The sequence below is a fragment of the Cognatishimia maritima genome (assembly GCF_900129685.1).
Taxonomy (GTDB): domain Bacteria; phylum Pseudomonadota; class Alphaproteobacteria; order Rhodobacterales; family Rhodobacteraceae; genus Cognatishimia; species Cognatishimia maritima.
Map to the genome: position 1 here is coordinate 554,557 of NZ_FQWM01000001.1, position 23,784 is coordinate 578,340.

Here is a 23,784-nt window from a genome sequence, read left to right on the forward strand (position 1 = left end):
TGAGCAACATGATCAACGACCCGAAAACACCTGTTTGGCAACGCGCCGAAATCGCCTCGCCCTGCGTGCAGGTCTGCGTCATCCATCCGCGTGAACGCATCTGCACCGGCTGTTTTCGCACCATTGATGAGATCACCCAATGGAGCCAATTGTCCGACGCGGAACGCGATGCGTTGATGGGCGAACTGCCAGAGCGCGAAGGATTGCTGAAAAAGCGCAAAGGCGGGCGCAGGGCCCGCCAATTGTCAACATAGAATAGTCTGTCGCGTCAACCTCCCCTCGTTTCTGGTCACGAGGCAGATGCCGAAACTTTCGCAGCAGCTTACGCGGCTTCTTCGAGGACTGTGATGTCCTCCAGCCCGATAGCACCATAGGCGCCCGCAACTTGTGCGACCATCACACCATCAACAAAGACCTGCGCTGTGCCGTCGCTGCTTGGGCTTTCAGAGATCGACACCAGCCCCGGCGCGCCGCTGTCCACAACGATGGTCAGCATGTCTTCGCCATCTTCCCAGTCATTGATCTGCGGCGCGTCTCCGCCAGAAACATAGGTCCCCGTCAGGAAATTATCTGCGCCCTCGTCTCCGTAGGCGACATCACCAGATCCGATGATCAAAAGGTCATCCCCTTCACCGCCGCGCAGCGTGTCGTTGTCGAATTCATCATCCATGACCATGCCTTGGGCGTCCAAATTGACTCCCAATAGAATGTCATCACCATCTTGACCAAGAAGCGTGTCCTCTCCGTACCATCCCTCGATAAGATCATCCCCATCGCCGCCAAACACACGGTCATCGCCTGCGCCAGTCGCAATAATATCGTCGCCGTCATTGCCCCAGATGCGATCATCGCCAAAGCCACCAAGTATCGAGTCGTCTCCGGTGCCGCCCCCAAGGGTATCGTCGCCAGACCCACCATCGATTAAATCATCCCCGCCATCGCCAAGGACGGTGTCGTCACCTCCTAAGCCTTGAAGCAAGTCATCGCCGGAGCCACCCACAATGGCTTCGTCCTGGTCCGTGCCGGTGATTTCGACATCATCGTCGGCATCATGATCGCTTGTAAAAACACCCGCTGCAGCCAAACCCGCAGCAAAAAGGCCAAAAAGAAACAGCGCTTCCATTGAAAGTCATTCCAGTCAAAATCGTAGTCCCAAGCAGAATTAGGCAACTTTGAGGCGAAACTAAAGTTAATTTTTGGTTAGTTTCCAGCGCGGAAACAGTCGCTGGATTTTGGGCGTTTTGATGAAGCGCCGGTCGGAATAGACCGCTTAGCCCCAAATCGCCTTGCGTAGCATATTGAGTGCGATCAGCGTCAGAAACAGGCCAAAGACACGTTTCAGCGGTTTGGCGTCCATGCTGTGGGCCAGCTTCACACCCCATGGAGCCGTGAGCAGCGTCATCACGATCACCAGACCAAACGCGACGAGGTTCACCGCTCCGATGGAAAATGCAGGGCGTTGGCTGTCGGGAATGTCGACCAGCAAGAACCCAATGACACCGGGCACCGCGATAATCACGCCAAAGCCCGCTGCCGTCGCAACCGCGCGATGAATGGGGGTGTTATAAAGGCTCATCAAAGGCACACCAAAGCTGCCGCCACCGATGCCCATCAGAACCGACAAAAAGCCCACCATTGGGCCAAGCGCAATGCGTTTTCCGCCGGTCGGCATAGCCTCTCCCAGCCGCCAGTCAGAGCGCCCAAGCCCCATGTAAATGCCAACAACGATACCCAAGAGACCAAAGATGGCTTGCAAAACGTCCGATCGCAGCTGTGCCGCAATCGTCACGCCAATTGCCGCGCCCACCGCGATGGTCGGCCCCCAGTTGCGTAGAATCTCCCAATCGACAGCGCCTTTTTTATTGTGTCCCAAGACCGACCGCACCGAGGTTACGATGATCGTGGCCAAAGACGTGCCCAGACACAGCTGCATCAATTGCGGACCGTCAAATCCAAGCGTTTGAAAGGCATAGAAGAACGCTGGAACAAGGACGATACCGCCGCCGACACCCAGAAGGCCCGCAAGCACACCCGCGACGCCCCCGATCACGATCAGCACAAGCGCCATTTGCAGCAAAAGCCATGTGTCCATCATTGTTCCTACTCTGCCGCCTGCGTACCGGAATGGGCTTGCACGTGGGCTAGCGCCTCTAGCAGCAACTCAGGCCCAACGCCGGGCTTGCTCGCGTTTTCCGACAAGACCCGCCGCCAAGCGCGCGCGCCGGGTTTGCCGGTGAAAAGCCCCAGCATATGGCGGGTGATCTGGTTAAGCTTACCGCCCGATGTCAGGTGAGACTCGATATACGGCAGCATTGCATGCACCGCGCCGACAGCCGTTGTGGCACTTGCCTCATTGCCGTAAATCAAGCGATCCGCGTCTAACAAAACTGACGCCGGATCATGGTAGGCCGCCCGCCCAATCATTACGCCGTCAAGCCCGCGCTCAAGATGCGGCAGTGCCTCGGCCAGGGTGGCAATGCCCCCATTTATCGAGATATGAAGCTCTGGAAACTCTGCCTTCATGCGATGCACAAGGTCATAGTCCAGCGGTGGAATATCGCGGTTTTCCTTGGGCGACAGCCCCTTGAGCCAAGCATTGCGCGCATGCAGCGTGAAGCGTGAAATGCCTGTGGCAGCAACCGTTTCAAGAAAACGCGGCAAAGTCTCTGACGCGACCTGATCGTCAACGCCCAACCGGCATTTTACCGTGACCTCGACGTCTGTGGCATCTTGCATGGCTTTCACACAATCCGCGACAAGCTGCGGCTGCTTCATCAGGATCGCACCAAAGGTGCCGGATTGCACACGATCAGACGGGCAGCCGACGTTCAGGTTGATCTCGTCATATCCGGCGGCCGCACCCAGTTTTGTTGCCTGCGCCAGTTCAGCGGGGTCAGACCCACCGAGTTGCAACGCGATGGGATGCTCCTCTGGCGAATACGCCAACAAATGCACTGCGCCACCGCGTACCAATGCGGGCGCCGTGACCATTTCGGTATAAAGCAACGTCTCTTTGGACAGCAGGCGATGAAAATACCGACAATGACGATCCGTCCAGTCCATCATAGGTGCAACAGATAGGCGCGCGGCTTTGCGAATGTTGGACGGCTCGGGCTGTGTCACCGGGTCAAACTCATGTGGTTGCAAGCAAAAAACAGATAGCGTGTCTGCCCCCATATGCCAATCTTCGCCCCGACGCAAATATTGCCGGGACCTTCCCCGACAGCAAAGCCTTGCTTGCCACGCCGGGGGCGAAAAGCTAGGTTGCCGGGCAATCGACAGGCAGAGCAGCGGACATCCTGATGAGTATTAGTTTCATTCCCGGCGCGGACACGCAACGCGCCTTCCGCGATGCTTTGGGCTGTTTTGCCACCGGCGTTACCATCGTCAGCGCCCGTACCGAAAGCGGGCCAATTGGGATGACGGCGAATTCCTTTACATCTCTGTCACTTGATCCGCCGCTGATCCTTTGGTCACCAGCCAAATCATCCGACCGATTCACGCATTTCACCGAAGCCAAAGAATTTGCCATCCAGGTGCTGCGCGATGATCAGCAGGCTTTGGCGCAGGGCTTTGCGCGACAGGGTGACCTGTTTGATGCGCGCTGGCACGACAATGATTTTGGCGTGCCTGTGCTGTCTGATTGCCTCTGCGCCTTTGAATGCCAGACCGTTGCACAGCATGACGCAGGCGATCACGTGATTCTTGTGGGCCAAGTCACCAAGGCCCACATCTATTCTGGAAAACCCCTTGTCTTCGCCAAAGGCGCCTTTGGTGGGTTCACCGCAGGCTGAACCGCCCGTTATGCCAGCGCCGTGACCTCGATTTCGATCCGGTATTTCGGGTCGATCAGGCCACATTCGATCATCGTCGCCGCCGGAGGATTGTCGCCAAAGGCTTCTGCAAGGATAGGCCAGCAGGGTTCAAACTCTGCGCGGTCTTCGAGGTAGTAGTTCACGCGCACCACTTTTGAGAGGTCGCTCCCCGCCTTTTCCAAAGCGCCCTTGATTGTCTCAAGCGCCGATTGACACTGCTCGGTTACGGTTTCGCCCTGCCCCACGGTGCCCGCGACATGCACAAAGCCGCCTGCGACCACAGCGCGGCAATAGCCGATCTTGGCTTCGAACTCACCACCAGAGAAAATACGTTCAATCATCTTTTCTGTCCTCACGTAAAAACGGCGCGGTGAGTACCGCGCCGTCAGATAGATCATATTGTGGAATTAGCCTGCCGAAGCGGGCTCTTTTTCAGCATCCGCGTGGATCATCAATGGCGCGGCGTCAGATGTCACCGCTTCTTCATTCACGACCACTTCGGTCACGCTGTCCATGCCCGGAAGGTCAAACATCGTATCCAGCAGGATGTCCTCTAGGATCGAGCGCAGACCCCGCGCACCGGTTTTGCGTTCAATCGCGCGTTTAGCGATGGCTTTCAGCGCGTCTTCGGTAAAGCTCAGTTCGGTGTCTTCCAACTCAAACAGTCGCTGGTACTGTTTGACCAAGGCATTCTTTGGCTGGGTCAGGATGGTGACCAGCGCGTCCTCGTCGAGGTCTTCAAGGGTTGCCAACACCGGCAGACGGCCGACGAATTCAGGGATCAGGCCGAATTTCAGCAGATCCTCTGGCTCCAATTCCTGGAAGATTTCGCCAACGCCACGTTCGTCGTTGTCCCTCACATCTGCACCAAAGCCCATGGCAGAGCCTTTGCCGCGTTGCGCAATGATCTTGTCCAGACCAGCAAACGCGCCGCCGCAGATAAACAGGATATTCGTTGTGTCGACCTGCAAGAATTCCTGCTGTGGGTGTTTGCGCCCGCCTTGCGGCGGCACAGAGGCCACAGTGCCTTCCATCAGCTTCAACAGCGCCTGTTGCACGCCCTCGCCCGATACATCGCGAGTGATGGATGGGTTTTCGGACTTGCGGGTGATCTTGTCGACCTCGTCGATATAGACGATACCGCGCTGCGCGCGTTCGACGTTGTATTCCGACGCCTGCAGCAGCTTGAGGATGATGTTCTCGACGTCCTCACCCACATAACCGGCTTCGGTCAGCGTGGTGGCATCGGCCATCGTGAAAGGCACATCCAATATGCGCGCCAGTGTCTGGGCCAGCAACGTCTTACCGCAGCCTGTTGGACCCATCAGCAGGATATTGGACTTTTGCAGTTCAATATCCCCCGCCTTCTGCGCATGGTTCAGACGTTTGTAGTGGTTGTGCACGGCCACAGACAAAACCCGCTTTGCGACCGCTTGGCCAATCACGTAGTCATCCAGAACTTCGCAGATTTCCTTGGGAGTTGGCACACCATCAGAAGATTTCAGGCCGGTTGCCTTGGTCTCTTCGCGGATGATGTCCATACAAAGTTCAACGCATTCATCACAGATGAACACGGTTGGCCCCGCGATCAGTTTACGGACCTCATGTTGGCTTTTACCGCAGAAGCTGCAGTAAAGGGTGTTCTTGCTATCACCGCCGGAATTCGTCGCCATAGTCTACCTTTCAGGCCCCATATATTTGCGCAGGATGCTTCTGCATCGCAAACTTTTGCGCGTTTCGCCCAGCTTAGGGCAGCGCCTTGGCGCATACAATCTCAAATTGACCCGCCACCAGCAGAGTGAAAGCCGATGGCGAAATCTTGATCACTCTCGCAGCTTACGCCGCGTCGTCGCCCTTGGTGCGGTTCTCGACGATCTCATCCAGATGCCCCCATTCCTTGGCTTCTTTCGGAGTCATCCATGTGTCGCGATCCAGCGCTTTTTGAACCGTGTCATAGTCCTGACCGGCGTGTTTGACATACAGCTGGTAGATGCGTTCGCGTGTGCGCTCAATGTGGCGCGCCGAAATCAGCATGTCGGTCGCCATACCTTGCGAGCCGCCAGACGGCTGGTGCACCATGACCTCAGAGTTTGGCAGCGCAAACCGCATGCCCTTTTCACCACCAATGGCAATCACTGAGCCCATCGAGGCCGCCATGCCGCAGATCAAGGTCGAAACCTTCGGTTTGATGTATTGCATCGTGTCATAGATCGAGAATCCAGCCGTCACCTCCCCACCGGGGGAGTTGATATACATGCTGATTTCTTTGGATGGGTTTTCCGCCTCTAGGTGCAATAGCTGCGCGACGATCAGTTGGCTCATGCCGCTGTGGACCGGACCATTCACAAAAATGATGCGTTCTTTCAGCAGGCGAGAGAAAATATCATAGGCCCGCTCACCCCGGCTGGTTTGCTCCACCACCATCGGAACGAGGTTCATATATGTCTCAATCGGGTCTTTCATGGTCGCCTGCCTCTTTGCTGTGTCGCACCGTGACGATCAGTGCCTAACAGGAGTCTTAGTATCGCGCAGAGGGACCTGCAAGAGCACCTTTGAAAATGCACGCGCAGCTGTTCGCATTGACCGCCCCCCTTGTGCAAAATTGCATAGCCATTGGGCTTTCAAATCAACCCGTCGCTTCACTATGATGGCGGACAAACGAAGGGGACCACCGAATGCGCGACTTTGATGAACTTTTCACGATTGCCGCAGTCCGCAAGGGCGGGCCAGAGGCGTTGGAAGCCATGTTGCCAACCCCGCTCAGTGCTGCAGAGCTTGCTGCCATCCCAGAGGACCGCTGGCTGGCCCAATTCACCAAGTCGATCTTTCAGGCCGGTTTCAACTGGAAGGTCATCGAAAACAAATGGCCAGGTTTTGAAGAAGCTTTTCACGGCTTTGACGTGAACCGATGTGCATTTCTGAACGATGAAGAGTTCGATGCGCTTCTTTCCAACGCGGCGGTTGTGCGCAACGGCATGAAGTTAAGAACCGTGATCGACAATGCCATGTTCATTCAAGACCTGCGTGATGACGGCGGCATCGGCAAAGTGATCGGCAACTGGCCTGCGACGGATTTCATCGGCCTGCTTGACCTGCTGAAAAAGCGCGCGTCTCGGCTGGGGGGGATGTCCGCAGCTTACAGCCTTCGGTTCATGGGTGTGGATAGTTTCATTCTCTCACAAGACGTTACGGCACGTTTGATCGCGGAAGGTGTGATTGATAAACCTGCAACATCAAAGACCGCACAGAAGGCCGTCCAATCTGCGTTCAATACCTGGATGGATCAGTCTGGGCGGGGCCTGTCGCAGATCAGTCGCGTGTTGGCCCTGAGCGTATAAACAAGCCCTAAGCCGGAGAATATCATGCCACAAACCACTCTCTACGCGCTGGTGATGCTGGCCGCCGGCGTTGGAATCCCACTGCTTGCGGTGCTGAACGCGGGCCTTGGTAAATCGCTCGACTCCCCCGTTGCGGCATCCGCCGTGCTGTTCTGCGTGGCGCTGGTGTTGGCTTGGGGCGCGCTTTTCCTGTCTGGGGACTTGCCGAAGTTGGCCAGAGTGTCAGACGCCCCTAAACCTTTCCTTTTTGCGGGGGTCTTCGTGGCTTTCTACGTCCTATCGGTCACGTTCATTGCCCCAAAATTCGGCGTCGGCAATGCCATATTCTTTGTGCTGATTGGGCAAATGATCTCTGCCGCCGCGATTGACCATTTCGGACTTTTCGGAGCGAATATTTCCCCGCTGACTTTAACCCGTGCCGCCGGGCTTGGGTTGATGGCGGCGGGCGTCTGGTTGACACAGGTGGCTTAAGGGCCGCTAGGTCAACACCCCCTCCTGCATATGCACCACGCGGTCCATCCGTGCGGCAAGCTCTAGGTTATGGGTCGCGATAACAGCGGCCATCCCAGTGCCGCGCACCAAGGCCATCAAAGCTTCAAAAACCTTGTCCGACGTGCCCGGATCAAGGTTCCCGGTTGGCTCATCCGCCAAAAGCAGCTTCGGCGCATTTGCCAGCGCACGGCAAAAGGCGACACGTTGTTGTTCTCCGCCTGACAACGCGGCTGGCCTATGATCCGCGCGCTCTGCGACGCCAACGGACCCAAGTAGATCCATCGACCGCTCCTGCGCCTTGGGTAGCGAAACCCCATTGGCCTGCTGTGGCAATGTGATGTTTTCCAGCGCGGTGAACTCTGGCAACAGGTGATGGAACTGGTAGATAAACCCCACGTCCTCGCGCCGCGCAATGGTGCGCGCCCGGTCGGATTTTCCAATCATCGCCTGACCGCCAATTTCCACCGTTCCAGCGTCTGGCGTATCCAGCAGCCCCGCGATGTGCAAAAGCGTTGATTTGCCTGACCCCGAAGGCGCGACAAGCGCAACAACTTCACCCGCCGCGACCGACAGATCACAACCGCGCAAAACAGACACTTCGTTTGGAAGGCCTGCGTTATAAGTCTTGGTGACGCCAGTCAGTTTTAGAACATCACTCATACCGCAGCGCCTCCACCGGGTTCATGCGCGCGGCGCGGCGTGCCGGAAAGATCGTGACCACAAAGGACAAACCCAAAGACAGGCTGATCGCCTTGATCACGTCCTCAAACCGCAGTTCGGCAGGCAACTGGTAGATGCCGCGCACTGCAGGGTCCCAAACCCCGCCGCCTGCGATGTAATTCACGAAGGAGAACACCTGATCGATATAAATCGCAAAGAGGCAGCCCAGAATGACGCCGAGCAGAGTGCCAATAACGCCAGTGAACGCCCCGCAAATGAAAAATACTCGCAGCACCGACCCTTCGGTCAGCCCCATCGTCCGCAGAATACCGATGTCTTTGCCTTTGTTTTTCACCAGCATGATCAGGCCGCTGACGATGTTCATCGCCGCAATCAACACAAGGATCGACAGGATGATGAACATCACGTTGTCTTCAATCTCGAGCGCCCTGAGAAAGCCGCCGGAACTGTCCCGCCATGTCCAGACCAGCGCCCGCTCGCCGGCAGCCCGGATCAACTCCAATGCCATCAGATCGACCGCTTCTGGCTCTTCCACCATGACTTCGATTTCACTCGCGCGGCCTTCGCGGTTGAAATAGCTCTGCGCCTCAGCGAAGGGCAAATAAACCCGCGTGCGGTCGATATCATAGCGGCCGGCGGTGAAGATATAGACTACCTCATAGGACTTCACGCGCGGGCTGGTGCCAAAGGCGGTTTTGACGCCGTTGGGCGAGATCAGCTTGATCTTGTCGCCCACCACGGCACCGATTTCACGCGCCACACCAGAGCCGATGGCGACACCTTCGTCAAAACGATCAATATCACCCTGCGCGGTCTCAGAGCGTGCAATGCGCGGAATAGTTTTCAGATTTTCCAACGAAATGCCAAAGACCTCGACGCCTGCATTGCTCTGGCGCAGATTGGCCATGACCTGCCCTTTCACCAGGGGCGCCGCGCGGATCACCCCGTCGACCTCGCGCAGCCGGTCTGCCATGGCGTCATAGTCATGAATGCTGCGATCCAGTTGACCGCGTTCCGTGACCTCAGCGCTTTGATAGATCGTCACATGGGCGTTGGACCCAAGGATTGTGTCGACAAATTCCGTCCGAAACCCCGAACGCACCGCCAAGGTCGCGATCAGAGCAAAGACCGCCAAGGTGATGCCCAAGAGGCTGATCCACGTCATCACACTGACGCCGCCTTCGGCACGGCGCGCGCGCAAATATCGCCAAGCGATCATCCATTCAAATCGGGAAAAAGGCGCTGTGGCTGCCATGCTCTGCTCTCAATTCTTTCGGCGCAAGGTAAGGAGGCGCAGGGGGGCGGTCAAGCGGCACCCTTGGCGCGTTTCCGCCGCCCAGAGAGGCGACGTAGACCGCCAATCAAAACAGCCATCAACAGCCCACCCGTCACAAAGCCCCCACCACCGAAGACAGCGCCTTCGGCGGTCAAAGGCACCGCAGGCCGAAAGTCTGCCCAAGCGGCCCGCGCAATATCGGCATCATTAAAATGCATCACGTTTATGGCGCGCCCAAGTGCACCGGCCCCTTTCAATTTGTCCTGCGCTGTTTCCAACCTCTGATACCGAGCAATCGTTCCGCGCATGGTCTCTGCACGCGCCGCGCCCAGCGCACCGCCGTCAGCCAATTGCACCAGAGCGGCCTCACGTTCCAAACCAACGCTGGCTGCATCCGCATCAAAATCTTGAACGAATAGTCGCAACTCATCCACGGCCCCGCCTAACCTCTGAGCATATTGTTGGGAAAACTCAGGAAACTGCGACAGCGCCGCCGCGCCGCTTACTCCGCCTGCCAATATCAACACTCGTGTGAACATGCCGCCCTCATTTCACCTTTGCTGAAATACTCCCGCCGGAGGCATCCCAAGGCAACCACAAACGCAAAACCTGTGAGGATTGCACAGAAATCGAAAAAGGCGAGCTGAGCCCGCCTTTCCATAGAGCCAATGAACTGAAGGCCTACAGCCCGCTCACCCGGTGGTTCGCATAAATCTCTGCGATCTTCTGCACTGCTGCTTCCGGCGACAGTTCTTCGCTTTCGCCGGTCCGACGCGAGGTCAGTTCGACAACACCGTTTTTCAGGCCACGTGGCCCGACTGTGATGCGCCATGGCAGACCGATCAGGTCCATGGTGGCAAACTTGCCGCCCGCCCGTTCTTTGCGGTCATCATAAAGCGGTTCCAGCCCAAGCGCTTCGATGCTTTTTTCAATCGCTTCGCAGGCGGCGTCCGCTTCTTCGTCGCCTTGCTTGAGGTTGACAATCCCCACATGGAACGGCGTCACGCCTTCTGGCCAGATAATACCTTTGTCATCATGGCTGGCTTCAATGATCGCACCCAGCAGACGGGATACGCCGATGCCATGGCTGCCCATTTCAACAGGCACAGGCTTGCCATCTGGCCCCTGAACGGTTGCGCCCATGGCTTCGGAGTATTTGGTACCAAAATAGAAAATTTGCCCCACTTCAATACCGCGTGCCGTGCGACGGCGCTCTTCGGGCACGGCGTTAAACAGCGCCTCGTCGTGGGTTTCATCGGTGCGGGCGTATTTAGAGGTGAACTCTTCCAAGATACCTTGGCACTGGGCCTTGTCGTCAAAATCAATGTCACGATCACCGAATTTCAGATCCGTGACGGCGCTGTCATAGAACACTTCGGATTCGCCGGTTTCGGCCAGCACCAAGAATTCATGGGTATAATCGCCACCAATCGGGCCGCCGTCTGCGCGCATTGGGATGGCTTGCAGCCCCATGCGTTCATAGGTGCGCAGGTAGCTGACCAAATGGCGGTTATAAGCGTGCAGCGCATCGTCTTTGGTCAGATCGAATGTATAGCCATCCTTCATCAGGAATTCACGGCCCCGCATCACGCCAAACCGAGGACGCACCTCGTCGCGGAACTTCCATTGAATATGATAGAGCGTCAGCGGCAGGTCTTTGTAGGAAGAGACATTGCTGCGGAACACATCGGTGATCATCTCTTCATTGGTGGGACCATAAAGCATATCGCGCCCGTGGCGGTCAGTGATGCGCAGCATCTCTTCGCCGTAATCATCATAGCGGCCGCTTTCACGCCAAAGGTCTGCCGATTGCAACGTTGGCATCAGCATGGGCACGTGGCCGGCGCGCACCTGTTCTTCATGCACGATGTTTTCCAGTTTGCGCAGCACTTTGAACCCGAGCGGCAACCAAGAGTAAATCCCGGCGCTTGACTGTTTGATCATGCCTGCGCGCAGCATGTAGCGGTGGCTGACAATTTGGGCCTCCGAAGGGGTTTCCTTCAGGACCGGCAAAAAATAACGGGACAGGCGCATCTGGGCTCCATAGTCTTGTTTAAGGTTTCCCACCGTTTAGGCGCTTCACACTAGACAGGCAAGCAGCACGACGACTTGGCGGTTGATGACTTGCGCCTTTCACAGCTTCACCTTTACTCTCTTTCGGAATGAGAATTGAGGAGCGCAGCATGCCAGTAACCGTGGTAGCAATGGTAACCTTTAACGATGATGAGCCGCTGGCGCTGGCCGAATACTTTCGCGTGACTGGTCCCCTGCTTGAACGCGCAGGAGCCAAGATCACGAAAACCTTCGATATCAATGAGGTGGTTGTCGGCTATCGCCCGGCGCGCAAGGTCTTTATTGTCGAATACCCAGACAAAGCCGCCGTGGACATGGTCTTTCAAAGTCGAGAGTATAAAGCAGTGATCCCTTCTCGTGACCTCGCCTTTACCGAGTATAGCGTCACCATCGCAGCAGATGAGAATCACCTGATAGAAGTCACTGCATAGGTCGGCTTCGGCGACCTCTTTCGACATTGGGTGTTTTGCAGGTCGCGCCGAAGGTTTACGGCGCGACATTTTTTTGTAAACATCGCGAAACTCTGTGACCATCTAGGGTACGACATTTGCTTTAGCGTACAGACGAGCGTTTCACGTTTCCGTGCCAGTCCGGCAACGTTGACGCCTTGGTCGATGGCACATCGTCGCTTTGCGGTAAACTGAGCGTTGAGCCAATCATCACCCCAAACAATGCAGCGATCAAGGCGGTCGTGCCCAATCCCAAATAGGATTGAAACTTGCTTTCTCGTGTCTCGTAATACGTCATCTTTATTCTCCTATCGCGCCAGTGCGGTTTGCATGGCGCCGCCAACTTGGCCCAAAACAATATATCAGTAAAACGAATATAATTTATGAATATCATCACTTATTGTGATTTACTGGATATGCAGGTCTTATCGGACCCTGCGAAATAAAGTGACCCGGACTTGCACTGTTCGCGCCCATGCGCCATGTGTCAATCGAGGGCAAAAGACGAGGCGACCATGGCATTGCCAACGAAAGATCAGGCGAAATACTGGGGCATTTCATTTGCGGTATTCTGCGTCATTCTTTGGTTTCTGGGCGACGTGATCCTGCCCTTCGTGCTTGGCGGGGCAATTGCCTATTTCCTTGATCCTGTTGCTGACCGACTTGAGCGGTGGGGCCTGTCTCGCGTTGCAGCGACCTCGGTGATCACCCTGGTGGCCATCCTATTATTTGTGATCATGGTGCTCGCTGTTGTGCCAACGTTGGTCGATCAGGCGACAAACCTCATTCAGACAGCGCCGCAATTGGCGCAGGACCTTCAGAGCTTCCTTCTGGCACGTTTCCCGCAAATGCTAGAGCCTGACAGCACCGTCTCGCAGGCACTTGCCGCTATCGGCGAGCAGGTCCAGACTAAGGGCGGCGCCTTTTTGCAGACTATTGCGACCTCGGCCGCTTCGCTCCTGAACATATTGATGCTTTTAGTGATCGTCCCAGTCGTGGCCTTCTATCTGCTGCTGGATTGGGACAATATGATCGCAAAGATCAATGATCACTTGCCCCGCGACCACGCGCCGGTCATTCGCCACCTCGCAACCCAGATCGACAAAACCTTGGCAAGCTTTGTGCGTGGCATGGGAACGGTCTGTCTTATCCTTGGGACTTACTATGCCATCGCCTTGATGCTGGTGGGGCTGCAGTTTGGCCTTGTGGTGGGCTTTGTGGCCGGGTTGATCACCTTTATTCCTTACGTCGGTGCGCTGGTTGGCGGCGCTTTGGCGATTGGTTTGGGGTTATTTCAGTTCTGGGGCGAATGGGTATCACTAGGCTTGGTCGCCGGTATCTTTGCCCTTGGTCAGGTCATCGAAGGCAACGTTCTGACGCCGAAACTTGTGGGCAGTTCAGTCGGGTTGCACCCCGTCTGGCTGATCTTTGCCCTGTCCGTCTTTGGTAGCCTTTTTGGCTTTGTCGGTATGTTGGTCGCCGTCCCAGTTGCTGCCGCCATTGGTGTCTTGGTCCGCTATGCCACCGGTCAATACAAAGCATCGCGGCTTTACGTCGGCAAATCCACGCACGAAGGCAGCTAAAATGGCACAACAGCTTAGCCTTGATTTGCCAGTACGCACGGCGCTGGGTCGGGATGACTATTTCGTCTCTGACGCCAATGCCATGGCTGTCGCCCTTGTTGAGGATTGGACCCATTGGACCAACGGCAAGCTGATCGTGACTGGGCCAGAGGGCAGCGGGAAAACCCATCTGGTGCATGTTTGGGCCAACCTTAGCGGCGCAAAAATTATCGAGGCGCGAGAATTGAGTCTGGATGGAATTCCTGCGCTCGCGCAGTCCCCTGTGGCGGTCGAGAACGTGCATCGCATTGCGGAAAACGCAGCGCAGGATGCGCTCTTTCACCTGCACAACCTGATCCTCGCCGAAGGACACAGCCTGTTGCTGACCGGCGTTGGGGAGCCCAAACATTGGGGGCTGACGCTGCCCGATTTGGCCAGCCGTATGCAGGGCACAATGACGGCAATTCTTTCTGATCCAGATGACATGTTGCTATCTGTGGTTTTGGCCAAGCTGTTCAATGACCGCCAGCTTGTCCCGACCCCAGACACAATCCCCTATTTGGTCAAACACATGGACCGCAGCTATGCCGCTGCGCGTGATCTGGTCGAGCAACTGGACCGCGCGTCGTTGGCTGAGAAAAAACCAATCACCCGCAGCTTCGCCAGCCGGATTCTGCGCGGCGACGCGACAGACTACTAAGAGAACCCCGCGCGTTGACCCATCGGGCAAAAGCGATCTGGACTTCCCCCGATCCATCAGCAAGACTGTCATCTTCTCGTTACCACTCAGTGGCATAGGCACTTCATGACGCAAGCAGACTTTCTAAAATCCGACTTTCCTGCCCCAGCTGAAATTGCCGATGTTGACCTGACTGGCCCGTCACGGTTTTTCAATCGCGAACTCAGCTGGCTGAACTTTAACTGGCGCGTTCTGGAAGAAGCGGAAAACCAATCGGTTCCGCTTTTGGAACGGCTGCGCTTTCTGTCGATTTCAGCGGCGAACCTTGACGAGTTTTACACCGTTCGGGTCGCAGGCTTGCGGGAATTGATGCGCGAGGGCAATAGCACACCCGGGCAGGATGGCCTGACCCCGGGCGAGCAACTTGCCTTGATCAACGACGACGCGCGCAACCTGATGCAGTCGCAGCAGCGGATTTTTGTGACCCTGCGCTGCGAGATGGAACGCGAGAACATCCATCTCCTCAGTCATGATGACGTGAAGAAGGCCGACAAGCCGTTTTTGCAGGATGTTTTCCTGAACAAGGTCTTCCCGGTTCTGTCGCCTCTGGCCATCGACCCGGCGCACCCTTTCCCGTTCATTCCGAACCTCGGCTATTCGCTGGCGCTAGAACTCGAGCGCAAAAAAGACAAGCGCATGCTGCAAGCGCTATTGCCGATCCCGCAGCAGATTGATCGTTTTATCGAATTGCCGACCGAGGGCGCACAGCAGCGGTTCTTACCGCTTGAGGACTTGTTGCTGTTGCATCTGGACAGCCTGTTCCCCGGCTATAAGGCGCGTGGCCATTGCACGTTCCGCGTTTTGCGTGACAGCGACCTTGAGGTCGAAGAAGAAGCCGAAGATCTCGTGCGCGAATTCGAAGTGGCGCTGAAGCGTCGCCGTCGCGGTGAAGTTGTGCGCATGAAGATGTCGGCAACAGCGCCCGACAGGCTGAAGTCCCTGATTATGCAGGAATTGCATGTCAAAGAAGACGAAGTGGTTCAGATCGAGGGTATGATCGGCATCGCCGACCTGAAAGAGCTGGTGCTGGATACCCGCCCTGACCTGCTGTGGCCGTCCTTTACCCCGCGCGTCCCCGAACGCGTGCAAGACCACGGCGGCGATATGTTTGCCGCGATCAAGCAGAAAGACATGCTGCTGCACCACCCATATGAAACCTTCGACATGGTGGTGCGGTTTCTGACGCAGGCCGCGCGCGACCCAAACGTGGTGGCGATCAAGCAAACGCTTTATCGCACGTCCAACCAGTCCCCTGTCGTCGAAGCGCTTTGTGAGGCGGCCGAAGACGGCAAATCGGTAACAGCTTTGGTAGAGTTGAAAGCCCGCTTTGACGAAGCCGCGAACATTCGCCAATCCCGCCGCCTAGAGCGCGCGGGCGCGCATGTGGTTTACGGCTTCACCGACTGGAAAACCCACGCCAAAATTTCCACTGTGGTACGGCGCGAGGGCGACCGGCTGGTCACCTATACCCATTACGGCACTGGCAACTACCATCCGATCACTGCGAAGATTTACACCGATCTCAGCTTTTTCACCTGCGATGACGCCCTTGGGCGCGACGCGACAAAGGTGTTTAACTACCTCTCGGGCTACGTGCAGCCTGATAGCCTAGAAAACCTTGCGATCTCTCCGATTTCGCTAAAATCAACCTTGATTGCCAAAATCCAGGCCGAGGTGGACCATGTGAAAGCAGGCCGTCCCGGTGAAATCTGGGCCAAGATGAACTCGCTGATCGAACCAGAAGTGATCGACGCGCTCTACGCGGCCTCGCAGGCTGGCGTAAAGATCAGCCTTGTGGTGCGCGGCATCTGTGGTTTGCGTCCGGGCATCAAAGGGCTGTCGGAAAACATCCGCGTGAAATCCATCGTTGGGCGCTTTCTGGAACACAGCCGGATCGCCTGTTTTGGGGATGGCCACGGGCTGCCGTCCAAAGATGCTGATGTCTATATTTCGTCCGCCGATTGGATGGGACGAAACCTAAATCGCCGCGTGGAAACATTGGTGCAAATCAAGAACCCAACGGTAAAAGCGCAGATCGTCAGTCAGGTGATGGCCGCAAACCTTGCGGATGTCGCGCAAAGCTGGGTGATGAAGCCTGATGGCAGCTTTGATCGCCTGCCCGTCCCTGAGGGTCAGTTTGCCTTTAATTGTCACCGCTTCTTTATGGAGAACCCGTCGCTTTCAGGCCGCGGCTCTGCCGGGGCGGCGGATGTGCCAAAGCTGACTCACGCAAATTGAGGGATCACATCTCCTGTCGCATTGACCCCGACCCAGCGCTGTCGCATTTTGACCTAGGCTGAGAAGGATGATTCATGTTTGGTGACAGCGACTTCGCGCAGGAATGGGGGCCCTTTGGCCGTCCTTTGTTTGATGATGCAGCGGCGCGCAAGCTGTCCCGGGTCGGGGTTGTCGATGTCGGCTCGAACTCTGTCCGGTTGGTGGTTTTTGACGGCGCAGCACGAAGCCCCGCCTATTTCTACAACGAAAAGATCATGTGTACGCTGGGCGCAGGCCTGTCCGACACCGGTCGCCTGAACCCAGAGGGACGCAAACGCGCGCTTAGCGCGATCCGCCGTTTTCAGGATATCGCCGCCAATATCTGCCATGAACCCCTGACCGCCGTTGCCACTGCCGCCGTGCGCGAAGCCGAAGACGGGCCAGAATTTTGCGACGAGGTGTTGCAAGCGACGGGATTGAAGATCCATGTGATCGACGGCGAAGAAGAGGCCCGCCTTTCGGCGCAGGGTGTTCTGCTGGGTTGGCCCGGCAGCTATGGGTTGGTCTGCGACATCGGCGGATCGTCGATGGAACTGGCCGAGATGAAAGACGGTGAAATCGGCAAACGTGTGTCGTCAGCGTTGGGGCCATTGAAACTGCGCGATGTGCAAGGGGGCGAGGCCGGGCGCAAAGCTTACATCGACAACGTTCTGGATGGTCTTCAGGACAAGATGGGCGACCAGCAGAACCGCCTGTTTCTGGTCGGCGGCTCTTGGCGCGCGATTGCACGCATCGATATGGAACGCCGCCACTACCCGCTGCGGGTGCTGCACGAATACCGGATGAGCACGGATTCCATCCGCAAAACCGCTGCCTATATCAACGCCTATGATCCCGAAGAGTTGCGCCAACGCTGCGGAGTATCTGCCTTACGGATGTCACTGATCCCTATGGCGGCCGAAGTTCTGATCGGTATCGTGGACCGTTTCGCGCCGCATGATATTGCCATATCCTCATACGGTATCCGCGAGGGCATGCTCTATGAACAAATGCCTGCCAAACTGCGCAAACGCGACCCGCTGATCGAAGCCTGCCGGTTCGCTGAAAACAAAGACGCGCGGCTGCCGGGGTTTGGCAAGGCGCTTTATCAATTCGTGCTACCGCTGTTCCCAGAGGCCGATGCCGACCGCCAGCGTCTCATTAAAGCTGCTTGTCTATTGCATGATGTCAGTTGGCGCGCGCATCCCGATTATCGCGCCGAGACTTGTTTTGACTACGCGACACGCGCCAACCTCGGGGGCCTCAGCCACGAAGAACGGGTCTTCTTAGGTCTGGCGCTGCTGCACCGTTACCGCAACAAGCGCGAAGGCACGCGGTTTGAAGATATGTTTTCGCTGCTGAGCCCCGAGGAAATGCTTGAGGCCGAAATCCTCGGCAAAGCGATGCGTTTTGGGGCAATGTTGTGGATGAAGAAAGACGCCGAAACGGGCCACTTTGACTATAACCCGGCAAAAAAGGCGCTGGAACTGACCTTGCCAAAATCTGCGACGTCGCTGTTCGGAGAAGTTGCAGAGGCGCGTCTGATGTCGCTGGCATCGACAATGGGCGCTGATCTGTCGGTGGTCAAAGACTAAAGGTCCACTGTATCCTGATCATCGCCCTCATCCTCTGTTCCTTCATCAGACGGCTCCGGTTTGCGACGGATGATGATATCGCCATTCGGCAGGATTTCCGGCGCCTCGTAGACGCTCCAATCTTCGATCTCTTTCAGCAAAGTTCCAAAAGCAGGCCCCATCTCTGAAAAGAACTCCAACACCTGCGGTCCCATGTCTTCGGTCAGGGCCTTAAGGTCCTCTAGCGCGGGTTCCATCTGCTCTGTCAGACCGCGCAGAAAAAGTTCTGCACCCTGCTCCATCAAAGATTTGCCGTCCTCGCCCTCTTCCGCCAATGCGGGTGTGGCGAAAGGCAATGAGACGCTGAGCGTTGCAATCAAGATTAGCTGTTTCATGGCACCGATTTGGTAATTCCATCAAGCGTTTTCAATTCACAGATCAATATCCATTGTGACCGGGAAATGATCTGAGGCGGCCAGCAAGGCCTCGCGCAGTTCTGGTGTTTGGTAGCATGTCTTATCCTCAAACGGATGCCAGATGCGCCAGGTCGGCCCTTTGGCCCGCAAATCAGGCGACACCATGATGTAGTCCAGCAGCGCCTGCAAATAGCGCCCTTCTTTTTCAATAAAGAACCGAGAGGTCGTTGGCTGCGCCCCAATACGCCGTCCCAATGCACGCCGCGCGTGCGGGTCATACAGACGATGTGCGTCACCCTCCCCCAGAATGATTTCAACAGAGGAGCGACCAAAGAGGTCTTCGTATTCATCTAACCCCGGCCCGTCGTTCAGGTCACCCGCAACAATCAGCGGCTCCCCCGCCTTTAGGTGCTGCACAATCCGCCGTCGCAGCCAGACCGCCTGTGCCAGCTGCTTGCGACGGTTGGTGATCGAAATGCGCATGACCTCGTCGCGGTTGCGCGCGCCGTGGGGCGCTTTGGATTTTAGGTGCGCTCCGATCAGGCGCAAAACCTGACCCGCCTTAGTGGTCAAGGACAGTTCCAGCGGTGGTTTCGAAAACACCACGCGATCCGCGCGCTCATCTACGTCAAGATCAATGTCCAACGCCTGATCAAACCGCGGAGCATCGAGACCGCTGACGGGGTCGTGACGCGCGGTTAGAACGCCTGGGTCATAAAGCAGGGCCAATTCCTGCTGGGTATCATTGGAAAACCCTATCACGGCTTCGCGCGCCCGCAGGCCTATGGATTTAGCAAAATGTTCAAGCGCCGGCACCGTCGCACGTTTGCTGTTTTGATCCGGGGCTTCCACCACCAGAATGGCATCGGCATCCATCGCGGTGAACACAATCCCCAGCGCCTCGATCTGCTGCCGTTTGGTCACGTCATGGCGCGAAGACCAGCTGTCGTCGACAACAAGCCGGTTGTCATCATCAAAAAGGTTCGTGAACCATTCGACGTTATAGGTCGCGATCCGCATCACGCGGCTTTGCCGCTGATAACTTCCCAAGCCTTATTCACGTCGATCATCTTTTTCTCGGCAATCTTCACGGCTTCTTCGGGCAGGCCGCGCGCGATCATGGCGTCTGGATGCGTGTCCCGAACCAATTGCCGCCAGGCTTTGCGTGCTTCGTCCTGTGTAGCCGCAGGATCAATACCCAGAACCGTATATGGGTCGGGTTCAGCATCCGGGACAAAGCGGGTTTTGATGGCTTGGAACCGCGCCGGCTCCATCTGCCAGATTTCAGCGACACGTTCTAGGAACAGATCTTCATTCGGATGAAATTCCCCATCCGCCATCGCAATATGAAACAGCCCCTCCATCAGATCGCAAAAACAAGCGTGATCTTCGGAAAAGAGATTGCGGATACGCTGCGCGTAATCTTCGAACCCTGCCGCATCCTGCCGGGCGAGGTTAAAGACCCGCGCTGCGCCCGCCTCATCCTGTGGTGCAATATGGAAAACCTCGCGGAAAGCTGTGACTTCGTCGCGTGTCACCAGCCCATCGGCCTTGGCCATCTTTGCCCCAAGCGCAATCACGGCAATGGTAAAGGCAACGGACCGCTCCGGCGGTGTGCGCAGGCGTTCAAAGACCTCGCTTAGGCTTTCGCCCTTTGCCAGTGCCGCCAAGGCCTCATTGATCCGTGTCCAAATGCTCATGTCGCTACCACTCACTCACTACCAGCGGGACCGTCACAAAAACTTCTGCATCAAGATCAAGTCCATCCTTCGGTTGAACTTGTACCCAACCTCGGGCAGACGAGCCACCTCATTAAAGCCAAGTGCGGCATGAAACCGAACCCCAGCGGTGTTTTCACCCGCGATACCTGCCATCATCGAATGCACGCCTTCGGCCTTTGCCACCGACAAAAGCGCCTCCATCAAGGCGCGCCCGGCCCCTGTGCCACGCGCTTCGGGCGACAGGTCGATCGTATGCTCCTTGCTGAAAGCATAACCGATCCCGTTGCGAAAAGGAAAATAGGTCGCAAAGCCGATCACCGCCCCTGCGTGATCTGCAACCTGAAAGGCTGCACCGCGCGATTGGATTTGGTCTTCAATCTCGGGAATTGATTTCTCAACAGAGTTGAACGTGCTGACTCCATTGCGAATTTCAGCATTCCAGATCTCGGCAATACGCTCTGCATCGCCAGCTTTTGCATTGCGGATCAGCATAGGAGAGCACCTTCAAACCGTCATTACGTCCCAGGCCAGCCTAGGCGGAAACGCGTGAAGGGCAACCCGTTTCACCTTTGTAGAAATACTCTCAGGGGGGCGTCCTGAAAGGACGTTTGGGGGCAGACTGCCCCCAATACTTTTTAAGCGCGCGTCTCGCGGATCAGGCGCAAGATGTCCTGTGCCGCTTCCGGAATATTTGTGCCCGGGCCAAAGATCGCCTTGACGCCCGCGTTTTTCAGGAAGTCATAATCCTGCTGCGGAATGACACCCCCGCAGATCACAATGATATCGCCAGCGTCATTGGCTTTCAGCGCATCGATCAGTTGCGGAGCCAATGTCTTATGTCCAGCGGCTTGTGAAGAGATGCCAACAACGTGCACATCATTATCGATGGCATCCTGTGCGGCTTCTTCTGGAGTCTGGAACAGCGGCCCAACATCGACGTCAAAGCCGATGTCAGCAAACGCCGTCGCGATCACCTTTGCGCCCCGATCATGCCCGTCCTGTCCCATCTTGACTACCAGAAGGCGCGGACGACGCCCTTCTTCTTCGGCGAAGTCTTCGATGGATTTCTGGATGCGCGCAAAATCTTCGTCGCCTTCATAGGCCGCGCCATAAACGCCTGCCAAGGTCTTGACCTCGGCGCGGTGACGGCCGAATTCATCTTCCATTGCCATGCTGATTTCTCCGACTGAGGCACGTTGGCGTGCGGCTTCAACTGCGGCTTCAAGTAGGTTGCCACCTTCTTTGGCGCGGCGGCTAAGTTCGGCCAGCGCTGCCTGACAGGCGTCGTTGTCACGGGTCTCCCGCATCTTATTCAATCGCGCGATTTGGCTTTCGCGCACGGCGTGGTTGTCCACGTCGAGAATGTCGATCGGCTCTTCTTTGTCTTTCCGATATTTGTTGACACCCACGACAACTTCGTCGCCTCGGTCGATCATGGCCTGACGACGTGCGGCGCTTTCCTCGATCCGTAGCTTTGGCATGCCAGAGGCGACGGCTTTGGTCATGCCGCCCATCTCTTCAACCTCTTCCATCAGCGCCCAAGCTTTATCCGCCAATTCAGCCGTCAGGCTTTCGACGTAGTATGAACCGGCCAGGGGATCGACCACATTGGTCACACCGGTTTCTTCCTGCAAAATCAACTGCGTATTGCGCGCAATTCGAGCGGAAAAATCAGTTGGCAACGCAATCGCTTCGTCCAGCGCGTTGGTGTGCAGCGATTGGGTGCCGCCCAGCACGGCTGACATCGCCTCATAGGCGGTGCGGATCACATTGTTGTAGGGGTCTTGCTCTTGCAGAGACACACCAGAGGTCTGGCAGTGGGTCCGCAACATCTTGGAGCGTTCGGATTTTGCACCGAATTCCGTCATCACCTTGTGCCACAGCAGGCGCGCCGCCCGCAGCTTTGCGGCTTCCATGAAAAAATTCATACCGATGGCAAAGAAGAACGACAAACGACCCGCAAATTTATCAACATCCATGCCTGCGTTTATGGCGGCACGAACGTATTCACGCCCGTCAGCAATCGTATAGGCCAACTCTTGCACAAGGTTCGCGCCCGCTTCCTGCATATGGTAGCCGGAAATCGAGATCGAGTTGAACTTCGGCATCTCATTCGAGGTGTATTCGATGATGTCCGAAATGATCCGCATCGATGGTTCAGGTGGATAGATGTAGGTGTTGCGCACCATGAACTCTTTCAGAATGTCGTTCTGAATGGTGCCAGAGAGGACCGACTTGTCGTGCCCCTGTTCTTCGCCAGCCACAATGAAATTCGCGAGGATCGGGATGACCGCGCCGTTCATCGTCATGGACACAGACACCTTATCCAGCGGAATGCCGTCAAACAGGATTTTCATACATTCGACAGAGTCAATCGCCACGCCTGCTTTGCCGACATCGCCGACAACGCGCGGGTGATCGGAATCGTACCCCCGGTGTGTCGCCAAATCGAAGGCAACGGATACGCCCTGCTGACCGGCCGCAAGATTGCGGCGATAGAAGGCGTTGGATTCCTCCGCGGTCGAAAAGCCCGCGTATTGGCGGATCGTCCAAGGGCGGCCCGCGTACATGGTTGCCTTTACGCCGCGCGTGAAAGGACCAAACCCCGGCAGGCTGCCCAAGTGATTAAGGTTTTCTGTATCTTCTTGGGTATAGAGCGGCTTAACTTCGATGCCCTCTAGCGTGTCCCAGTTCAAATCGTCCAGCGGACGGCCGCGCAGTTCTTTTTCTGCGAGTTTTGCCCAGTCTTCTTTGGTGGTCATGGTGACGTCCTCATAGTATCGCCCGTATCTGACGGCAGCGGGCTGCCTTCACGCGGCTGGATGCGGCCCGTTAAGTGCGGGTCCGCAAAAATATTTCTGTCGTTTACGAGAGCACCCATCGAATTTACGCATCCATGGCCTATATTGGGAACCATGGAGAACATGAAACGATTCTGCTTAGCTCTTGTTTTGCCGATATTTATTGGCCCCGCGCTGGCGCAGGACCAAGAGGTGGAAGCCACGACACCAAGCATTTTCTTTGATGCTGGCGGTATTGATAGTGGCTTGGATATCTCGGAATTCCAGTGGATTAACCGCCTTGTCGTTGTCTTTTCGGACAGCCCGGCAGACCCCCGGTTTGTGCAGCAAATGGAGATGTTGGAAGCCCGGCCCGACGAACTGGCGGAACGCGATGTCATCGTGTTGTCAGACAGCAACCCGGCGGCGGAATCGGCTTTGCGTACCAAATATCGCCCGCGTGGCTTTATGATGGTCTTGGTCGGCAAGGACGGCACGGTGTATTTGCGCAAACCCCTGCCCTGGGATGTCCGCGAGATTTCACGCTCCATCGACAAGCTGCCAACCCGCCAACAGGAAATCCGCGACCGGCGATTGACACAATAAACCGCG

The 23,784-nt window shown here is 56.5% G+C and carries 26 protein-coding genes; 10 read left to right on the forward strand and 16 right to left on the reverse strand.

Features of this window, described 5'->3' with window-relative positions; genetic code table 11:
* Positions 1 to 8 precede the first annotated feature (8 nt).
* The gene (locus BUA39_RS02860; RefSeq protein WP_072790645.1) at positions 9 to 254 is read left to right on the forward strand and encodes a DUF1289 domain-containing protein; all 246 of its coding nucleotides are present in this window, start codon (positions 9 to 11) and stop codon (positions 252 to 254) included.
* Positions 255 to 322: 68 nt separating this feature from the next.
* Here BUA39_RS02860 and BUA39_RS02865 read toward each other — a convergent pair whose 3' ends face one another.
* The 3 genes from BUA39_RS02865 to dusA all read right to left on the reverse strand — a co-directional run bounded on the left by BUA39_RS02865 (position 323) and on the right by dusA (position 3,123).
* Positions 323 to 1,123: a calcium-binding protein gene (locus tag BUA39_RS02865; protein WP_072790647.1), complete on the reverse strand. Its 801-nt coding sequence runs from the start codon at positions 1,121 to 1,123 to the stop codon at positions 323 to 325.
* A 147-nt stretch (positions 1,124 to 1,270) separates the two neighbouring features.
* Positions 1,271 to 2,095, reverse strand: coding sequence for a sulfite exporter TauE/SafE family protein (locus tag BUA39_RS02870; RefSeq protein ID WP_072790649.1), 825 nt, complete (start codon positions 2,093 to 2,095; stop codon positions 1,271 to 1,273).
* Positions 2,096 to 2,100: 5 nt separating this feature from the next.
* Entirely contained in the window at positions 2,101 to 3,123 is a 1,023-nt protein-coding gene (gene dusA, locus BUA39_RS02875) for a tRNA dihydrouridine(20/20a) synthase DusA (RefSeq protein WP_278246284.1), read from the reverse strand.
* 179 nt (positions 3,124 to 3,302) lie between these two features.
* Between dusA and BUA39_RS02880 the strand changes: the two genes are divergently transcribed.
* Positions 3,303 to 3,794, forward strand: a complete 492-nt coding sequence (locus tag BUA39_RS02880; RefSeq protein ID WP_072790653.1) for a flavin reductase family protein — start codon at positions 3,303 to 3,305, stop codon at positions 3,792 to 3,794.
* A gap of 8 nt (positions 3,795 to 3,802) precedes the next feature.
* On the opposite strand, the gene BUA39_RS02885 is transcribed toward BUA39_RS02880, so the two are convergent.
* The 3 genes from BUA39_RS02885 to BUA39_RS02895 all read right to left on the reverse strand — a co-directional run bounded on the left by BUA39_RS02885 (position 3,803) and on the right by BUA39_RS02895 (position 6,278).
* On the reverse strand, positions 3,803 to 4,156 hold the full coding sequence (locus BUA39_RS02885) for a RidA family protein (RefSeq protein WP_072791693.1): 354 nt from the start codon (positions 4,154 to 4,156) through the stop codon (positions 3,803 to 3,805).
* Positions 4,157 to 4,222: 66 nt separating this feature from the next.
* Positions 4,223 to 5,488, reverse strand: a complete 1,266-nt coding sequence (gene clpX / locus BUA39_RS02890) for an ATP-dependent Clp protease ATP-binding subunit ClpX (RefSeq protein WP_072790655.1) — start codon at positions 5,486 to 5,488, stop codon at positions 4,223 to 4,225.
* Between the two features lie 163 nt (positions 5,489 to 5,651).
* Positions 5,652 to 6,278, reverse strand: a complete 627-nt coding sequence (locus BUA39_RS02895; protein ID WP_072790657.1) for an ATP-dependent Clp protease proteolytic subunit — start codon at positions 6,276 to 6,278, stop codon at positions 5,652 to 5,654.
* 212 nt (positions 6,279 to 6,490) lie between these two features.
* Here BUA39_RS02895 and BUA39_RS02900 point away from each other — a divergent pair, with 212 nt between their 5' ends.
* Together BUA39_RS02900 and BUA39_RS02905 are read left to right on the forward strand one after the other, a co-directional pair.
* The gene (locus BUA39_RS02900; RefSeq protein ID WP_072790659.1) at positions 6,491 to 7,153 is read left to right on the forward strand and encodes a DNA-3-methyladenine glycosylase I; all 663 of its coding nucleotides are present in this window, start codon (positions 6,491 to 6,493) and stop codon (positions 7,151 to 7,153) included.
* Positions 7,154 to 7,177: 24 nt separating this feature from the next.
* Positions 7,178 to 7,624, forward strand: a complete 447-nt coding sequence (locus BUA39_RS02905) for a DMT family transporter (RefSeq protein ID WP_072790662.1) — start codon at positions 7,178 to 7,180, stop codon at positions 7,622 to 7,624.
* Between the two features lie 6 nt (positions 7,625 to 7,630).
* Here the strand turns inward: BUA39_RS02905 and BUA39_RS02910 are convergent, their stop codons facing one another.
* From BUA39_RS02910 to proS, 4 genes are all read right to left on the reverse strand, one after another.
* A complete protein-coding gene (locus BUA39_RS02910; RefSeq protein ID WP_072790664.1) occupies positions 7,631 to 8,305 on the reverse strand; it encodes an ABC transporter ATP-binding protein in 675 nt (224 codons plus the stop codon).
* Positions 8,298 to 9,581: a lipoprotein-releasing ABC transporter permease subunit gene (locus BUA39_RS02915; protein WP_072790667.1), complete on the reverse strand. Its 1,284-nt coding sequence runs from the start codon at positions 9,579 to 9,581 to the stop codon at positions 8,298 to 8,300. The genes BUA39_RS02910 and BUA39_RS02915 overlap by 8 nt, the downstream gene beginning before the upstream one ends.
* Positions 9,582 to 9,631: 50 nt before the next feature.
* Positions 9,632 to 10,141: a DUF2937 family protein gene (locus tag BUA39_RS02920; protein WP_072790670.1), complete on the reverse strand. Its 510-nt coding sequence runs from the start codon at positions 10,139 to 10,141 to the stop codon at positions 9,632 to 9,634.
* Positions 10,142 to 10,283: 142 nt separating this feature from the next.
* Positions 10,284 to 11,636 (reverse strand): proline--tRNA ligase, encoded by a 1,353-nt coding sequence (proS, locus tag BUA39_RS02925; RefSeq protein WP_072790673.1) that lies wholly within the window; start codon positions 11,634 to 11,636, stop codon positions 10,284 to 10,286.
* A 149-nt stretch (positions 11,637 to 11,785) separates the two neighbouring features.
* Between proS and BUA39_RS02930 the strand changes: the two genes are divergently transcribed.
* The gene (locus BUA39_RS02930) at positions 11,786 to 12,106 is read left to right on the forward strand and encodes a DUF1330 domain-containing protein (protein ID WP_165610475.1); all 321 of its coding nucleotides are present in this window, start codon (positions 11,786 to 11,788) and stop codon (positions 12,104 to 12,106) included.
* A 121-nt stretch (positions 12,107 to 12,227) separates the two neighbouring features.
* Here BUA39_RS02930 and BUA39_RS02935 read toward each other — a convergent pair whose 3' ends face one another.
* Positions 12,228 to 12,422 carry a hypothetical protein gene (locus BUA39_RS02935; protein ID WP_072790678.1) on the reverse strand — a complete coding sequence of 65 codons (195 nt, stop codon included), beginning with the start codon at positions 12,420 to 12,422 and terminating at the stop codon, positions 12,228 to 12,230.
* Between the two features lie 217 nt (positions 12,423 to 12,639).
* Between BUA39_RS02935 and BUA39_RS02940 the strand changes: the two genes are divergently transcribed.
* The 4 genes from BUA39_RS02940 (at position 12,640) to BUA39_RS02955 (ending at position 18,276) form a co-directional block, all read left to right on the forward strand.
* Complete coding sequence (locus BUA39_RS02940; protein ID WP_072790681.1) at positions 12,640 to 13,707, forward strand: AI-2E family transporter; 1,068 nt, start codon at positions 12,640 to 12,642, stop codon at positions 13,705 to 13,707.
* Position 13,708: 1 nt separating this feature from the next.
* On the forward strand, positions 13,709 to 14,386 hold the full coding sequence (locus BUA39_RS02945) for an HdaA/DnaA family protein (RefSeq protein WP_072790684.1): 678 nt from the start codon (positions 13,709 to 13,711) through the stop codon (positions 14,384 to 14,386).
* Between the two features lie 105 nt (positions 14,387 to 14,491).
* On the forward strand, positions 14,492 to 16,663 hold the full coding sequence (locus BUA39_RS02950; RefSeq protein ID WP_072790688.1) for an RNA degradosome polyphosphate kinase: 2,172 nt from the start codon (positions 14,492 to 14,494) through the stop codon (positions 16,661 to 16,663).
* A 74-nt stretch (positions 16,664 to 16,737) separates the two neighbouring features.
* Entirely contained in the window at positions 16,738 to 18,276 is a 1,539-nt protein-coding gene (locus BUA39_RS02955; RefSeq protein WP_072790691.1) for a Ppx/GppA family phosphatase, read from the forward strand.
* On the opposite strand, the gene BUA39_RS02960 is transcribed toward BUA39_RS02955, so the two are convergent.
* The 5 genes from BUA39_RS02960 to scpA all read right to left on the reverse strand — a co-directional run bounded on the left by BUA39_RS02960 (position 18,273) and on the right by scpA (position 23,154).
* Entirely contained in the window at positions 18,273 to 18,650 is a 378-nt protein-coding gene (locus tag BUA39_RS02960) for a hypothetical protein (protein ID WP_072790694.1), read from the reverse strand. The two genes, BUA39_RS02955 and BUA39_RS02960, sit on opposite strands and share 4 nt — an antisense overlap.
* Before the next feature lie 36 nt (positions 18,651 to 18,686).
* Positions 18,687 to 19,691, reverse strand: coding sequence for an endonuclease/exonuclease/phosphatase family protein (locus tag BUA39_RS02965; protein WP_072790697.1), 1,005 nt, complete (start codon positions 19,689 to 19,691; stop codon positions 18,687 to 18,689).
* Positions 19,691 to 20,371, reverse strand: coding sequence for a molecular chaperone DjiA (locus BUA39_RS02970; protein WP_072790699.1), 681 nt, complete (start codon positions 20,369 to 20,371; stop codon positions 19,691 to 19,693). Before BUA39_RS02970 ends, BUA39_RS02965 begins: the two co-directional genes overlap by 1 nt.
* Positions 20,372 to 20,404: 33 nt before the next feature.
* On the reverse strand, positions 20,405 to 20,884 hold the full coding sequence (locus BUA39_RS02975; protein WP_072790702.1) for a GNAT family N-acetyltransferase: 480 nt from the start codon (positions 20,882 to 20,884) through the stop codon (positions 20,405 to 20,407).
* Positions 20,885 to 21,027: 143 nt separating this feature from the next.
* A complete protein-coding gene (gene scpA, locus BUA39_RS02980) occupies positions 21,028 to 23,154 on the reverse strand; it encodes a methylmalonyl-CoA mutase (protein WP_072790705.1) in 2,127 nt (708 codons plus the stop codon).
* Positions 23,155 to 23,316: 162 nt separating this feature from the next.
* Between scpA and BUA39_RS02985 the strand changes: the two genes are divergently transcribed.
* A complete protein-coding gene (locus BUA39_RS02985; RefSeq protein ID WP_072790707.1) occupies positions 23,317 to 23,778 on the forward strand; it encodes a DUF4174 domain-containing protein in 462 nt (153 codons plus the stop codon).
* Positions 23,779 to 23,784: the final 6 nt, after the last annotated feature.

What these genes read in the sequence shown, in the direction of transcription:
- BUA39_RS02970 (WP_072790699.1), bottom strand. Translation starts at nt 20,371, where the DNA reads ATGAGCATTTGGACACGGATCAATGAGGCCTTGGCGGCACTGGCAAAG.
- clpX (WP_072790655.1), bottom strand. Translation starts at nt 5,488, where the DNA reads ATGGCGACGAATTCCGGCGGTGATAGCAAGAACACCCTTTACTGCAGC.
- BUA39_RS02870 (WP_072790649.1), bottom strand. Translation starts at nt 2,095, where the DNA reads ATGATGGACACATGGCTTTTGCTGCAAATGGCGCTTGTGCTGATCGTG.
- BUA39_RS02945 (WP_072790684.1), top strand. Translation starts at nt 13,709, where the DNA reads ATGGCACAACAGCTTAGCCTTGATTTGCCAGTACGCACGGCGCTGGGT.
- BUA39_RS02865 (WP_072790647.1), bottom strand. Translation starts at nt 1,123, where the DNA reads ATGGAAGCGCTGTTTCTTTTTGGCCTTTTTGCTGCGGGTTTGGCTGCA.
- BUA39_RS02955 (WP_072790691.1), top strand. Translation starts at nt 16,738, where the DNA reads ATGTTTGGTGACAGCGACTTCGCGCAGGAATGGGGGCCCTTTGGCCGT.
- BUA39_RS02910 (WP_072790664.1), bottom strand. Translation starts at nt 8,305, where the DNA reads ATGAGTGATGTTCTAAAACTGACTGGCGTCACCAAGACTTATAACGCA.
- BUA39_RS02900 (WP_072790659.1), top strand. Translation starts at nt 6,491, where the DNA reads ATGCGCGACTTTGATGAACTTTTCACGATTGCCGCAGTCCGCAAGGGC.
- BUA39_RS02885 (WP_072791693.1), bottom strand. Translation starts at nt 4,156, where the DNA reads ATGATTGAACGTATTTTCTCTGGTGGTGAGTTCGAAGCCAAGATCGGC.
- BUA39_RS02860 (WP_072790645.1), top strand. Translation starts at nt 9, where the DNA reads ATGATCAACGACCCGAAAACACCTGTTTGGCAACGCGCCGAAATCGCC.
- BUA39_RS02935 (WP_072790678.1), bottom strand. Translation starts at nt 12,422, where the DNA reads ATGACGTATTACGAGACACGAGAAAGCAAGTTTCAATCCTATTTGGGA.
- BUA39_RS02975 (WP_072790702.1), bottom strand. Translation starts at nt 20,884, where the DNA reads ATGCTGATCCGCAATGCAAAAGCTGGCGATGCAGAGCGTATTGCCGAG.
- BUA39_RS02930 (WP_165610475.1), top strand. Translation starts at nt 11,786, where the DNA reads ATGCCAGTAACCGTGGTAGCAATGGTAACCTTTAACGATGATGAGCCG.
- BUA39_RS02895 (WP_072790657.1), bottom strand. Translation starts at nt 6,278, where the DNA reads ATGAAAGACCCGATTGAGACATATATGAACCTCGTTCCGATGGTGGTG.
- BUA39_RS02940 (WP_072790681.1), top strand. Translation starts at nt 12,640, where the DNA reads ATGGCATTGCCAACGAAAGATCAGGCGAAATACTGGGGCATTTCATTT.
- BUA39_RS02880 (WP_072790653.1), top strand. Translation starts at nt 3,303, where the DNA reads ATGAGTATTAGTTTCATTCCCGGCGCGGACACGCAACGCGCCTTCCGC.
- BUA39_RS02950 (WP_072790688.1), top strand. Translation starts at nt 14,492, where the DNA reads ATGACGCAAGCAGACTTTCTAAAATCCGACTTTCCTGCCCCAGCTGAA.
- BUA39_RS02915 (WP_072790667.1), bottom strand. Translation starts at nt 9,581, where the DNA reads ATGGCAGCCACAGCGCCTTTTTCCCGATTTGAATGGATGATCGCTTGG.
- proS (WP_072790673.1), bottom strand. Translation starts at nt 11,636, where the DNA reads ATGCGCCTGTCCCGTTATTTTTTGCCGGTCCTGAAGGAAACCCCTTCG.
- BUA39_RS02920 (WP_072790670.1), bottom strand. Translation starts at nt 10,141, where the DNA reads ATGTTCACACGAGTGTTGATATTGGCAGGCGGAGTAAGCGGCGCGGCG.
- BUA39_RS02905 (WP_072790662.1), top strand. Translation starts at nt 7,178, where the DNA reads ATGCCACAAACCACTCTCTACGCGCTGGTGATGCTGGCCGCCGGCGTT.
- BUA39_RS02965 (WP_072790697.1), bottom strand. Translation starts at nt 19,691, where the DNA reads ATGCGGATCGCGACCTATAACGTCGAATGGTTCACGAACCTTTTTGAT.
- BUA39_RS02960 (WP_072790694.1), bottom strand. Translation starts at nt 18,650, where the DNA reads ATGAAACAGCTAATCTTGATTGCAACGCTCAGCGTCTCATTGCCTTTC.
- BUA39_RS02985 (WP_072790707.1), top strand. Translation starts at nt 23,317, where the DNA reads ATGAAACGATTCTGCTTAGCTCTTGTTTTGCCGATATTTATTGGCCCC.
- scpA (WP_072790705.1), bottom strand. Translation starts at nt 23,154, where the DNA reads ATGACCACCAAAGAAGACTGGGCAAAACTCGCAGAAAAAGAACTGCGC.